Origin of the sequence: Embleya sp. NPDC020630 (assembly GCF_044334985.1) — a bacterium.
GTDB lineage: Bacteria > Actinomycetota > Actinomycetes > Streptomycetales > Streptomycetaceae > Embleya.
Genome location: NZ_JBIRUB010000003.1, coordinates 618440 through 631124 on the forward strand (window position 1 = coordinate 618440; position 12685 = coordinate 631124).

At 68.8% G+C, this 12685-nt stretch carries 11 protein-coding genes and 1 pseudogene; 4 read left to right on the forward strand and 8 right to left on the reverse strand.

The window, feature by feature from the left end; translation table 11 throughout:
* Positions 1-47 precede the first annotated feature (47 nt).
* Together ACH4XV_RS14125 and ACH4XV_RS14130 are read left to right on the forward strand one after the other, a co-directional pair.
* Positions 48-1403 carry a tetratricopeptide repeat protein gene (locus ACH4XV_RS14125; RefSeq protein ID WP_395789484.1) on the forward strand — a complete coding sequence of 452 codons (1356 nt, stop codon included), beginning with the start codon at positions 48-50 and terminating at the stop codon, positions 1401-1403.
* Positions 1404-1441: 38 nt separating this feature from the next.
* Positions 1442-1927 (forward strand): NUDIX domain-containing protein, encoded by a 486-nt coding sequence (locus tag ACH4XV_RS14130; RefSeq protein ID WP_395789486.1) that lies wholly within the window; start codon positions 1442-1444, stop codon positions 1925-1927.
* A gap of 17 nt (positions 1928-1944) precedes the next feature.
* Here ACH4XV_RS14130 and ACH4XV_RS14135 read toward each other — a convergent pair whose 3' ends face one another.
* The gene (locus tag ACH4XV_RS14135; RefSeq protein WP_395789488.1) at positions 1945-2316 is read right to left on the reverse strand and encodes a MerR family transcriptional regulator; all 372 of its coding nucleotides are present in this window, start codon (positions 2314-2316) and stop codon (positions 1945-1947) included.
* An 89-nt stretch (positions 2317-2405) separates the two neighbouring features.
* Between ACH4XV_RS14135 and ACH4XV_RS14140 the strand changes: the two genes are divergently transcribed.
* Positions 2406-3311, forward strand: coding sequence for an alpha/beta hydrolase family protein (locus ACH4XV_RS14140; protein ID WP_395789490.1), 906 nt, complete (start codon positions 2406-2408; stop codon positions 3309-3311).
* A gap of 31 nt (positions 3312-3342) precedes the next feature.
* Here the strand turns inward: ACH4XV_RS14140 and ACH4XV_RS14145 are convergent, their stop codons facing one another.
* Positions 3343-3726 (reverse strand): winged helix-turn-helix transcriptional regulator, encoded by a 384-nt coding sequence (locus ACH4XV_RS14145; RefSeq protein WP_395789492.1) that lies wholly within the window; start codon positions 3724-3726, stop codon positions 3343-3345.
* Positions 3727-3829: 103 nt separating this feature from the next.
* Between ACH4XV_RS14145 and ACH4XV_RS14150 the strand changes: the two genes are divergently transcribed.
* Positions 3830-4225, forward strand: a complete 396-nt coding sequence (locus tag ACH4XV_RS14150; protein WP_395789494.1) for a PPOX class F420-dependent oxidoreductase — start codon at positions 3830-3832, stop codon at positions 4223-4225.
* 27 nt (positions 4226-4252) lie between these two features.
* Here the strand turns inward: ACH4XV_RS14150 and ACH4XV_RS14155 are convergent, their stop codons facing one another.
* The 6 genes and pseudogenes from ACH4XV_RS14155 to ACH4XV_RS14180 form a co-directional block, all read right to left on the reverse strand.
* On the reverse strand, positions 4253-6178 hold the full coding sequence (locus ACH4XV_RS14155) for a TIGR03960 family B12-binding radical SAM protein (RefSeq protein ID WP_395789496.1): 1926 nt from the start codon (positions 6176-6178) through the stop codon (positions 4253-4255).
* Between the two features lie 166 nt (positions 6179-6344).
* Positions 6345-7523 carry a rod shape-determining protein RodA gene (gene rodA / locus ACH4XV_RS14160; protein WP_395789994.1) on the reverse strand — a complete coding sequence of 393 codons (1179 nt, stop codon included), beginning with the start codon at positions 7521-7523 and terminating at the stop codon, positions 6345-6347.
* 74 nt (positions 7524-7597) lie between these two features.
* Positions 7598-9853, reverse strand: a complete 2256-nt coding sequence (mrdA, locus tag ACH4XV_RS14165; protein ID WP_395789996.1) for a penicillin-binding protein 2 — start codon at positions 9851-9853, stop codon at positions 7598-7600.
* A gap of 49 nt (positions 9854-9902) precedes the next feature.
* Positions 9903-10409 (reverse strand): annotated as a pseudogene (mreD, locus tag ACH4XV_RS14170) (rod shape-determining protein MreD); the annotation flags it as partial.
* Positions 10410-10413: 4 nt separating this feature from the next.
* On the reverse strand, positions 10414-11445 hold the full coding sequence (mreC, locus tag ACH4XV_RS14175) for a rod shape-determining protein MreC (protein WP_395789498.1): 1032 nt from the start codon (positions 11443-11445) through the stop codon (positions 10414-10416).
* Positions 11446-11560: 115 nt separating this feature from the next.
* The gene (locus tag ACH4XV_RS14180) at positions 11561-12580 is read right to left on the reverse strand and encodes a rod shape-determining protein (protein WP_026218256.1); all 1020 of its coding nucleotides are present in this window, start codon (positions 12578-12580) and stop codon (positions 11561-11563) included.
* Positions 12581-12685: the final 105 nt, after the last annotated feature.

Here is a 12685-nt window from a genome sequence, read left to right on the forward strand (position 1 = left end):
GGGGATCGCAGGCGGTTTAACGGGTTTAACCCGGGATTCAGGGAGTCATGGCAACCGCACGCACGCCGAACACAGACCTCATGGACGTAATCGCCCAATCCGGCTGGACTTACGAAAGACTCGCGCGGGCGATCCGCGCGATTGCGGCAGAGAACGGCGAGCTTCTACACACCAACAAGTCCGCCGTTGCGCACTGGACGACTGGTGTCCAGCCCGGCATCCGAACTCGGCGATACCTTGCCGAGGCGCTGTCGAGGCGCATGGGTCGGACTGTCACGTTGGTCGAGATCGGCCTGGCGCAGGCCGACGATTCACACCTGCTCACCGTCGATCCGATTACGGCGGCCATAGACCTCGGCCGGGCAGGCATGCGGCGGGAGAGTTTCCTCAGTTCAGCGGCTTTTACGGTCGGCTCGATCGCAGCACCACTGTCGTACGATCATGAATCCGTATCGCGGATGTTGCGTGCCCGGCGGCCGGGTGCTGCTATCGGCGCCGAAGAGATCGCTACCGTTCGCCACGTCACGGCCGCATTCGGCGCAGCAGACGAACGTCACGGCGGGGGCCATGGCCTGACTACGGTCATGGCGTATCTTGCCGACACCGCCGCCCCGTTGTTGTCCGGGCGTTTCCCGTCTGAAGCAGTACGCCGAGACGCTTTCGGCGCCGTTGCCGAACTCGCTTATCTCGCAGGCTGGAAATTCCATGACCTCGGGAGTGAGGGAGCGGCTCAGCGCTACTATCTCACGGCGTATCAACTCGCCTATGAAGCGGACCCGTTCGGACACAGCGCGTGGATGCTTCGCGTCCTGGCACATCAAGCGCTCCACCTCAAGCGCGCCGACCACTGTCTGGAGCTGACTGCCGAAGCGTTGCAACGCGCATCAGGGCGGGTCGACGGAGGTATGCAGGCCGTCTTGTACGTGACACGCGCACGTGCCTGCGCAGCTTCCGGCCGGCCTGCCGAGGCCGCACGGGCGCTCCTAGACGCGGCCGACGCCGTAGCCCGCACAGATGAGCAGACTCCGTCCTATGCGACGGCTACCGGCCCGGCCTCGGGCACAGTAGCCAGCCAAACGGCGAGGACGCTCAAGGATCTTGGGGATCACGTCAACACGGAACGGCATTACCGAGCTGCTCTGTCCGAGCGTGACCCCGGGGCATTTCGGCGTATTCACGCCCTTACCTTCGTCGATCTCGGCACCTCGCTCGCTTCGCAGGCACGCGCGGATGAAGCCGTGGCCACTTGGGGTGAGGCAATGAATCACCTTGGGGGTGTCGCATCGTCCCGGCACCGTGAGGCGGTTGCAACCATGCGGCGTACTCTCACCACCTACAAACGGCGACGTGTACCGGGCGCGGCCGACCTCGACCGACGTGCGCGGGGTCTGCTTGCCACCTGACCGGTTCGACGCCGGCGCCGAGAGGAAGGAATGACCGCGTGTCCGATGGGGTCCGTGGTGATGAGCGGCTGATGGTCATGCTTGCTGTTTCCGTCATCGTTCATGATCAGACAAACGGGCGGGTCGTCCTTTTGCGGCGGGGTGAGAACAAGGCGTTCGCACCTGGCATGTGGAGCCTGCCGAGCGGCAAAGGGGCGCCGGGAGAGCCGATTACGCACACGGCCGTTCGTGAACTCCACGAAGAAACCGGGATAAAGGTCGAGCCCGAGGCATTGCGACTCGTGCATGTGACGCATAGCGCGCACAGTCCGGATGCGCCGGAGGGGTTTGTCGTGCTGGTGTTTGCCGCGAGGGAGTGGGACGGCGAGCCTGTCAACGCGGAGCCCGGCAAGCACTCGACCGTGGCCTGGGTCGACACCGACGACCTGCCGAGCGAGTTCGTGCCGTCGACTCGGTATGCGTTGCAGCGGTACCTCGCCGGTGAGTACCCCGAGGTCGCTGTCGACGGGTGGGGCGACGTGTAGCGCCACCGGGTTGTCGGTCAAGGGCGTTGGCAGGGTTGGCCTGTTTGTAGGTTCGTGGTTGCGGCGGTTATTACGGCGTCGAGTCTCGTTCGGGCAGCTACCAGGTCGGCGATTCGGGTGTCGATGTGATCGCGTTCTGCTGTCAGGCGGGTCAGGAGTTCCGGGGTGGCCTTGCCGTTTATGGCGCACGGCAACAGGGCTGCGATCGACTTGCTGGGGATGCCGGCGGCGTAGAGCTGTTGGATGAGTAGGACGCGGTCCACCGCGCTGTCCGGGTATTGGCGTTGGCCGCTGGGGGTGCGGTCCGAGGTGAGCAGGTTTTGTTCCTCGTAGTAGCGCAGCGCTCGGACGCTGACGCCTGTGCTTGTGGCCAGCTCGCCGATGCGCATTACACCTCTCCACTGCTTGCCTCTGACGTGGGCGTCAGGTTTTAGCGTAGCTCGCGACTGCTTGTCCGCTCCGCGAAGGAAGTTCGCTCATGCTCAGCTCGGACGTTCCCTCCCCCGTCGTCTCGGTACAGCCCGTCGTCCTGGTGGCGCCCGATCGGGGTGTGGATCTGAGGGTGCGGGTTGCCGCGCCGGTTGGTGGGAGTGGGTTGCCGATCGTTGTCTTCTCGCATGGATTCGGGTCGTCGCTGCACGGCTATGGGCCGCTCGTCGACTTCTGGGCCGCGCACGGCTTCGTGGTGATCCAGCCCACGCACCTCGACTCCAGGACCGTCGGCTTGCCGCAGGACGACCCCCGCAGGCCGCAACTCTGGCGCACCCGGGTCGGGGACATGCGGCTCGTCCTCGACCGGCTCGACCTGCTGGAGGCGGCCGTTCCCGGGCTCGGCGGGCGCCTCGATCGAAGCCGCGTCGCCGCCGCCGGGCACTCCTTCGGCGGGCAGACGGCGGGCGTCCTACTGGGGCTGCGTGTCCTCGACCCCCTGACCGGGCACGCCGAAGACCTGTCCGACTCGCGAATCAAGGCCGGCGTACTGCTCGCCACCGCCGGCCGGGGCGGCGACGACCTCACGCCCTTCGCGGCCGAGAACCTCCCGTGGCTGAAGGGGCCGGACTTCGCGCACATGACCGCGCCCGCCCTCGTCGTCGCCGGAGACCACGACGAGTCGCCGCTGTCCGTCCGAGGGCCGGAGTGGCTCGCCGACCCGTACCACCTCAGCCCCGGGCCCAAAAGCCTGCTCACCCTCTTCGGCGCGGAGCACTCCCTCGGCGGGATCGCCGGCTACGAGGTCCGGGAGACGACCGACGAGAACCCGGAGCGTGTGGCCCTGATCCAACGGGTCACCCTCGCCTACCTCCGCCACGCCCTCGGCATCGACAACACCGATTGGGCGGAAGCAAGGAACGGCACACCCATGGGACGCATCGAATCCAAGTAACTCCCCCGCACCCGCCCCACACCCGCCCCGCTCACCCCGCCGCGCGGTCGTACGCCTCCCGGGACGCCGTCATCGCCGGTTCGTGGCGTTCGGCCCAGGCGGTGAGGCCGGACAGGTACTCGAACAGCTCCCTCGCCATCACGGTCGCCTCGTACTCGACCTTCGGCGGCACCGTCGGATACACCGTGCGCGTCAGCAGGCCGTCGCGCTCCAGACTCCGGAGCGTCAGCGTGAGCATGCGGCGGCTGATCCCATGGATCGCTCGCTCCAACTCGGTGAAGCGCACGGGGCCGTTGCGGGCCTCCATCAGGACGCTGATGCTCCACTTGCCCGCCACCCGGTTGAGCACGTCCAGCACGCGGCAGGCCTGGGTGACCTCGGCCGGCTCCGTTACACAGATGTTCCGCTGTGACATGAAAGTGCCTTCTTTCGTCGGCCTCCATGGTCACGGAGGATGTGTCCCGTAACAAGAAGTGCACCAAGCGAAACCCACAGACGCGCGGAACCGGGAGCACCCCATGTCCATCACCTTCGACGATGCAACCCTCAAGCTCCTCGACGCCAAGAACTTCGCCACCGTCTCGACGCTCAACGCCGACGGCGGCCCGCAGTCCTCGGTCGTCTGGTTCCAACGCGACGGCGACACCATCGTGTTCTCCGCGACCGACGGCCGGGCGAAGGTCCGCAACCTCCGCCGCGACCCGCGCGTCAGCGTCACCGTCTTCGACCTGGAAAACCCCTACCACTCGGTCGAGTTGCGCGGCACCGCCGAGATCGTCCCGGACCCGATGAAGGACCTTCCGCTCGCCCTCTCGCTCAGGTACCTCGGCCAGGCCCCGCCACCGGAGCCCGACACGATCGCCCGCGTGATGGTCCGCGTGACGCCGACCAGGGTGAACAGCTTTTCCGTCTGAGCTGCCCGAACCCCGGTCGGCGACCGGCTACTTGACGACCGACAGCGGCAGCAGCTTCTGCCCCGTCGGGCCGATCTGGATCTCCGTGCCCATCTGCGGGCATACGCCGCAGTCGAAGCACGGGCTCCAGCGGCAGTCCTCGACCTCGGTCTCGTCGAGGGCGTCCTGCCAGTCCTCCCAGAGCCAGTCCTTGTCCAGACCGGAGTCCAGGTGGTCCCACGGGAGCACCTCGTTCCACTCGCGCTCGCGCGTGGTGTACCAGTCCAGGTCGACCGGCTCGTCGGCCAGCGCCTCGCCCGCGCAGCGCACCCAGCGGTCGTAGCTGAAGTGTTCGCTCCACCCGTCGAAACGCCCGCCGTCCTCCCACACCGCGCGGATGATCCGGCCCACCCGGCGGTCGCCCCGCGAGAGCAGGCCCTCGATCGCGCCCGGCTTGCCGTCGTGGTAGCGGAAGCCGATCGACTTGCCGTACTGCCGGTCCGCGCGGATCGCGTCGCGCAGCTTGTGCAGCCGCGCGTCGGTGGCCGCCGGGTCCAGCTGCGGGGCCCACTGGAACGGGGTGTGCGGCTTGGGGACGAACCCGCCGATCGACACCGTGCAGCGGATGTCGCGGCTGCCGGAGACCTCGCGGCCCTTTTGGATGACCTTCTTGGCCATGTCCGCGATCTGCAGCACGTCCTCGTCGGTCTCGGTGGGCAGGCCGACCATGAAGTAGAGCTTCACCTGGCGCCAGCCGTTGCCGTAGGCGGTGGCGACGGTGCGGATCAGGTCCTCCTCCGACACCATCTTGTTGATCACCTTGCGCAGCCGTTCGCTGCCGCCCTCGGGGGCGAACGTCAGGCCCGAGCGGCGCCCGTTGCGGGTCAGCTCGTTGGCCAGGTCGATGTTGAACGCGTCGACCCGGGTGGACGGCAGCGACAGGCCGATCTTGTCGTCGGTGTACCGGTCGGCCAGGCCCTTGGCCACCTCGGCGATCTCGGTGTGGTCCGCGGAGGACAACGACAGCAGGCCGACCTCCTCGAAGCCGGTCGCCTTCAGGCCCTTGTCCACCATCGCGCCGATGCCCTCGATGCTGCGCTCGCGCACCGGCCGGGTGATCATGCCGGCCTGGCAGAACCGGCAGCCCCGGGTGCAGCCGCGGAAGATCTCCACGGACATGCGCTCGTGCACCGTCTCGGCGAGCGGGACCAGCGGCTGCTTGGGGTAGGGCCACTCGTCCAGGTCCATCACGGTGTGCTTGGACACCCGCCACGGCACGCCCGAGCGGTTCGGCGCGACCCGCTGGATCCGGCCGTCCTCCAGGTAGTCCACGTCGTAGAAGCGCGGCACGTACACACTGCCCGTGACCGCGAGGCGGAACAGCAGCTCGTCCCGACCGCCCGGCCGGCCCTCGGCCTTCCAGGCCCGGATGATGTCGGTGATCTGGAGCACGGCCTGCTCGCCGTCGCCCACCACCGCGCAGTCGATGAAGTCCGCGATCGGCTCGGGGTTGAACGCGGCGTGTCCGCCGGCGAGCACGATCGGGTGGTCCTCGGTCCGGTCCTTGGCCTCGATCGGGATGCCGGCGAGGTCGAGCGCGTTGAGCATGTTCGTGTAGCCCAGCTCGGTGGAGAAGCTGAGTCCGAACACGTCGAACGCGCCGACGGGCCGGTGCGCATCGACGGTGAACTGCGGCACCTCGTGCTCGCGCATCAGCTTTTCCAGGTCGCCCCAGACCGCGTAGGTGCGCTCCGCGAGCACGTCGGCGACCTCGTTGAGGACCTCGTACAGGATCATCACGCCCTGGTTGGGCAGCCCGACCTCGTACGCGTCGGGGTACATCAGGGCCCAGCGGACCGCGCACGCGTCCCAGTCCTTGACGGTCGAGTTGAGTTCGCCACCGACGTACTGGATGGGCTTCTGCACCTGGGGCAGAAGCGGCTCCAGACGCGGGAACAGGGACTCGACGGGCATGGCGGTCCTTCCGGGAGTGCGGGGAGGGATCGACCACCTCGGTGCGGGAAGGGTGATCGACCTCCCAGCCTAACGCGATGCGGGCGGACCCCCTACCGAGATGTCGGCGAGAGCCCGCCCGCACAGGGTGCGATCAGGGGTGTGATCAGGGGCGCGATCAGTACGATCAGGCGGATTTGAAGGCGCCGGCGTGTCTCATGTGCACCGACTGCAACAGCCCTATCCCCATCCACACGGCGAACATCGACGATCCGCCGTAGGAGACGAACGGCAGCGGCAGCCCGGCCACCGGCATGATGCCGAGGTTCATCCCGATGTTCTCGAACGCCTGGAACGCGAACCAGCCGACCACACCCGCCGCCAAGATCGTGCCGAACAGGTCGTCGGCGTGCAGCGCGATCCGGATACCGCGCCACAGCAGCAGCGCGAACAACCCGATGATCACCGCGCTGCCGATGAAGCCCAGTTCCTCTCCGGCCACCGAGAAGACGAAGTCGGTCTGCTGTTCGGGTACATACGAGCCACTCGTCTGCTCGCCGTGGAACAGCCCCTGCCCGCCCAGCCCGCCCGAGCCGATCGCAAGACGCGCCATGGCCGTGTTGTAGCCGACGCCCCCCGGGTCGAAGCTCGGGTCGGCGAAGGCCCGGAACCGGTCGATCTGGTACTCGCTGAGCAGCCCGAAGTGCACCACCGCCGCCGCGCCGGCCCCGGCGAGCGCGAACATCAGCACCATCCACCGCGCCCGCGCGCCGGAGGCGAGCAGCACACACAGCACGATCATCGCGATCACCATGACCGACCCCATGTCGGGCATCAGCATGATCACCGCCATCGGCAGCGCGGCCACCACGAGCGCCCAGAACACGGCCTTGTCGCCCGGTCTGGCCAGGTCCCCGGTGTCCACCCGCTCGGACAGGATCATGCCCATGCACAGGATGATCCCGATCTTGACCAGCTCGGCCGGTTGCAGCGAGAAGCCGCCGCCGATCTGGATCCACGCCCGTGCCCCGTTGACCGTGCTGCCCAGCGGGCTCAGCGCCGCGAACAGCCCGAACAGGGCCACGATCGCCACTATGGGGGAGAACGCCCGGATCCGGCGGTGACCGATTATCGCCACCGCCGTGGCCAGCACCAGCCCGATCACCAGGTTGAGCAGGTGCCGCTTGAAGAAGAACTGCGGATCGCCGCCGGTGAGTCCGCGCCGATTGCGGGTCGCCGACCAGACCAGCAGCGAGCCCACCCCCGACAACACCAGCGCCGGGCCGAGCAGCAGCCAGTCCAACCGGCGCACCGGCGCGTCGCGCTGGATGATCTGCCGGGTGATCGACCGGCGCGGGGTGAACACCGGTGCCAGGCGGCCCAGGTCCGGTGTCCCGAATCCGGCCACCCGCGAGGCGGGCCGCAGTCGCAGGTTCAGGTTCATGTCCCTCTCCCGGTCCGGTAGGTCACCCGCTCGGGCGGCAGTGCCCCGGGCCCGAAAGCGGCCACGTCCACCGTGCGCCCGTCACCGTCGCCGAACGGATGCGGCGGCGACAGGAGGGACGGTGCCCGGAAGGAGACCGGCGCCACCGTCCCGTCCGCCTGGATGTGCGGCAGGTCCGCGGGCGGGCTGGGCAACAGCGCCTTGCCCGGGTCGATCGCGCCCTTCTCGTCCACGCCGAGCAGCGCCTCGTAGATCTTGCGCACCGACGGACCCGAGGTGCCGGAGCCGGTACCGCCCTGGCTGACCATCATCACCACGGCGTACTGCGGACCGTCCTTGGGCCCGCCGTAGGTGGCGAACCACGACGTGCTCTGCTTGCCGTACACCGAGCCGGTGCCGGTCTTGGCCGCTATCGGCATCTGCGCGTTGGGCCAGTTGGCGAAGACGCCGGCCGCGGTGCCGTTCATCTCGACGCCGATCAGCGCGTTCTGCAGGTACTTCATGGTGGCCTCGCTCACCGGTACCTTGGCGGCGGCCTGCGGCTGGATCTCGCGCACCAGCTTGCCGTCGGGGCTGACCACGGCCTTGCCGATGGTCGGCTTCCACAACGTGCCGCCGTTGGCGATCGCCGCGTACACCCGGGCCATCTGCAACGGGGTGACCGTGGTGTCGCCCTGGCCGATCGCGAAGTTGATCGCGTCACCGGCGCGGAACTGCCAGCCGTCGACGCAGTTCTCCTTGGCGATCTTGTCCACGTACTCGTTGCCGGTGTTGCCCTGCTTGCACCACGTGTCCTTGTTCTGCTCCCAGTTGCGCTTCTTCCAGGCCCGGTCGGCGATCCGCCCGCCCGACTCGCCGGGCAGGTCGATGCCGGTGGGGGCGCCCAGGCCGTAGTTCTTGGCCATGGTCACCATCGGGTCCTTGGGGGTCTTCCCGAAGATCCCGCCGTCCTTGAGCCACATGTCGTAGCCGATGCCGTAGAAGACGGTGTTGCAGGAGACCTCCAGCGCGCGCTGGAGCGAGATCGGGCCGTAGCCCCTGGACTCCAGGTTGTTGAAGGTCGTGCCGCCGACCGAGATGCTGGGCGAGCAGTCGTAGTTGGCCTTGGTGGAGTAGCCCGACTCGGCCGCGGCCGAGGTGGAGACCACCTTGAAGATCGAGCCCGGCGCGAACTGACCCTGTATGGCCCGCGACACCAGCGGCACGCCGGCCTTCTCGTCGGTGAGCGCCTTGTAGTCCTGCGGCGAGATGCCGCCCACCCACACCGACGGGTCGTAGTTGGGCGCGCTCGCCATCGCGATGACCCGCCCGGTCTTGATGTCCATCACCACCGCCGCGCCCGCGTCGGCGATGAAGTTCTTGTGCGTGTTGCCCGCGTCGTAGGTCGCGCGCGCCCGCTTCATCGCCTCGTCCAACTGCTGCTCGGTGATCGCCTGGATCTTCGCGTCGATGCTGGTGACCAGGTGGTTCCCGGGCACCGGCGGCGTCTCCGAGACGGTGCCGGTGACCCGGCCCAGGTGGTCCACGGACAGCCCGGTGACCCCGGACTTGCCGCGCAGGTCGGCGTCGTAGGTGCGCTCCAGACCGCTGCGGCCGACCTCGTCGGCGCGCTGGAGGTCCTTCTTGCCCTCGGCCTTCTGCTTGCTCAACTCCTCGTCGGAGACCGGCGAGAGGTAGCCGACCACGTGCGCGCCGTTGGCCCCCTCGGGCGCCGGATACTGGCGCACGGCGGTGGGCTCGGCGGTCACCCCGGGGAACTCCTCGCGGTGCTCCATGATGGTCAGCGCCTGCTCGGTGGTGGCGTTGTCCGTGACCGGGATCGGCTGGTACGGCGAGCCGTTCCAGCACGGCTTGGGCACGTTGCGCTCACACAGCCGGGTGCGCGCCTTGACCTCGTCGACCGGCAGTTCCAACACCTTGGCCAGCCGGGTCAGCACAGCCGTGCCCAGGTCCGGCATGCGCATCAGCTCGGTACGGCTGACCGACACCACCAGCGCGGTGCGGTTGTTCACCAGAGGCCGGCCCTTGTCGTCGAGGATCCGGCCGCGGACGGCCGGCGTCACCACGTCCCGGACCGCGTTCTGCGAGGCCGCCGCCGCGTAGTGGTCGCCTTCGCGGATCTGGAGGTACCAGAGCCGGCCGAAGAGGGTGATCATCAGCGACAGGACCAGGATCAGCAGGACCACCATCCGGGCGCGCACGGTGTGCGCGCCGTCCCCTCGCGATCGCCCGGCGTTGAGCAGGCTGGGCATACGTTTGCGCATCTGGATCGGTCACCCCCTACCGGGACAGGCCCGAGAGCAGCGGTTTGGGATCCACCTTGCGGGCCAGCGCCATCACCCACGGGACCACGAACGGGGCCAGGATCGCGTCGTAGAGCACCGCGGTCAGCAGCAGCTTCGTCAGCCCCACCTCGCGCACCGCGCCGTCGCCGACCAGCGCGCCGACCGCCGCGTACAGCACGGTGGTGCCCGCCGCGGCGATCGCGACCACCGCGATCGGGGTGAGCACCGAGCGGCGGGGGTTGCGGGAGGCGAACATGCCCGCCACGTAGCCGGTCAGGCACAACACGAACGCGTACCGCCCGGCCGCATGGTCCGCCGGCGGCGCCAGGTCCGCGCACAGGCCCGCCGCGAAGCCGATCACGCACCCCGAGGTCGGCCCGTACGTCAGCGCGAGTCCGACCACCACCAGCAGCAGCAGGTCCGGCACCGCGCCGGGCAGACCGAGCCGGGCGAGCACGCTCACCTGGACCACGAGCGCGACGACGATCAGCAGCGCGGCGTAGAACACGCGAGAGATCCGCACCGTCTCAGTCCCTTCCGGTCGGTGGGGTCGTGCCGCCCGCCGGCGGCTTGGCGTTGGTGCTGCGGTTGCCCGCCGTGGCCGGCTTCGCGGCCGTGGCGCCGCGCGGCGGCTCGGTGCTCGCCGGCGGCGCGGGCGGCGCCTGCTGCGCGGGCGGCGGCGCGGGGGTCTCCGGCGTCGGCGCGGGCGGCAGTATCGAGTCGCGCGGATCGGTGCGCGGCGGCTCGATCACCACGCCCACCGTGTCCAGGCTGGAGAAGTGCACGTAGGACTTCACCTCGACGCTGCGGGTCAACTCGCCCGGGGTGTTGCGCACCTCGGCGACCTCGCCCACCGGCACGCCCGGCACGAACGGCTTGCCGCCCTGCGAGCCGAACGTCACCAGCCGGTCGCCCTTCTTGACCTGGGCCTGTCCGTTGAGCAGCTTGAGGTTCAACGGCTTGCTGCCGCGGCCGGAAGTGATCCCTATTTCCATCGACCCCGCCAGGCGCGAGCCGACCGAGAAGCCGGGGTCGGTGGCGAGCAGCACGGTCGAGGTCATCGGGCCGACCTGGGTCACCCGCCCGACCAGACCGTCGCCGTTGATCACGGTCATGTCGGGCTTGATGCCGTCGCCGGCGCCCGCGTCGATGGTGACCGTCCAGGAGAAGCCCTGGGCGGGGCCGATGGCGACCACGCGCGCGGGCTTGATCCGATACTGGCCGGCCGCCGAGACCTTGAGCAGTTTGTCGAGTTCGGCCGCGCGGTTGCGGTCGAACTGGATGTTGTCCACCTGTTGCCGGAGTTTGGCGTTCTCGTCCTGCAGGCGCTTCTTCTCGCCCTCGTGGGAACCCGCGTCCTTGACCGCGTTCACGGCCCGGCCGACGGGGTCCACGGCCGCGGACACGCCGCGTTCGGCGGGACCGAACACGGCCGAGGCCCAGTCGCGCACGTTCGCGATGGGCGAGTTCCGGCCACCGCGGATGTCCACGGTGATGAGGGCGAAAGAGATCGCCAGCAGCAGCACGAGGACCAGCCGACCATGCCGGGAGTCCCTCACGATGCGCGCCCGCCCCTTTCGTACATTGCGGCGCTGGTGGGCAGTTGTGGTGTGTGGCCGCGCCGGATCGGGCACGGAGGGCGGCGCGTACGGCCGACCGCCTCCGTCTGCTCGGTCAGCGGCGCGGTTGGGCGTCCAGTACCTGCTGAAGCTTCTCGTACTCCTCGACGCACTTGCCCGCGCCCAGAGCCACCGAGTCCAGCGGGTTGTCGGCGATGTGGATCGGCATGCCGGTCTCGGTCCGCAGCCGCTCGTCGAGGCCGCGCAGCAGGGCGCCGCCACCGGTGAGCACGATGCCGCGATCCATCACGTCGCCGGCGAGTTCGGGCGGACACTGGTCCAAGGTGCTCTTGACCGCGTCCACGATGGTGTTGACCGGTTCCTCGATGGCCTTGCGGACCTCGGAGGTGGAGATCACGATCGTCTTCGGCAGCCCGCTGACCAGGTCGCGGCCGCGGATCTCGCTGTGCTCGTCCTCGCCGAGGTCGAAGGCCGAGCCGATCGACATCTTGATTTCCTCGGCACTGCGCTCGCCCAACAGCAGCGAGTATTCCTTCTTGACGTAGGCGATGATCGCGTTGTCCAGCTCGTCGCCGGCCACCCGGATCGACTGCGCGGTGACGATCCCGCCGAGCGAGATCACCGCCACCTCGGTGGTGCCGCCGCCGATGTCGACGACCATGTTGCCGGTCGCCTCGTGCACCGGCAGGCCGGCGCCGATCGCGGCGGCCATGGGTTCCTCGATGATGTGCACGCTGCGCGCGCCGGCCTGGCTGGACGCCTCGACCACCGCGCGGCGCTCGACGCCGGTGATGCCGGAGGGCACGCAGATCACCACGCGCGGACGGGCAAGGTAGCGGCGGCGGTGCACCTTGAGGATGAAGTAGCGCAACATCCGCTCGGTGATCTCGAAGTCGGCGATCACACCGTCCTTGAGCGGTCGAATCGCCACGATGTTGCCGGGCGTGCGCCCGATCATCTTCTTCGCCTCGGCGCCGACCGCCAGGATGCCCCCGGTCGTGGTGTTCTTGGCGACCACCGACGGCTCGTTCAATACGATGCCGCGGCCTCTGACGTACACCAGCGTGTTGGCCGTACCGAGGTCGACCGCCATGTCACGACCGATGAACGACAAGTTGTTCGCCATAAAAAGAACCTAGGGCCTTCCCGAGCTCGTAGCCATGAGGACATGAGCCGGCCGGGGGACGTCGCGTCCGGGACGCCGAACCGACCGACCACA

Coding starts and splice junctions, on each gene's coding strand:
- ACH4XV_RS14125 (WP_395789484.1), top strand. CDS start 48: ATGGCAACCGCACGCACGCCGAACACAGACCTCATGGACGTAATCGCC.
- ACH4XV_RS14135 (WP_395789488.1), bottom strand. CDS start 2,316: ATGCGCATCGGCGAGCTGGCCACAAGCACAGGCGTCAGCGTCCGAGCG.
- ACH4XV_RS14140 (WP_395789490.1), top strand. CDS start 2,406: ATGCTCAGCTCGGACGTTCCCTCCCCCGTCGTCTCGGTACAGCCCGTC.
- ACH4XV_RS14145 (WP_395789492.1), bottom strand. CDS start 3,726: ATGTCACAGCGGAACATCTGTGTAACGGAGCCGGCCGAGGTCACCCAG.
- ACH4XV_RS14150 (WP_395789494.1), top strand. CDS start 3,830: ATGTCCATCACCTTCGACGATGCAACCCTCAAGCTCCTCGACGCCAAG.
- ACH4XV_RS14155 (WP_395789496.1), bottom strand. CDS start 6,178: ATGCCCGTCGAGTCCCTGTTCCCGCGTCTGGAGCCGCTTCTGCCCCAG.
- mrdA (WP_395789996.1), bottom strand. CDS start 9,853: ATGCCCAGCCTGCTCAACGCCGGGCGATCGCGAGGGGACGGCGCGCAC.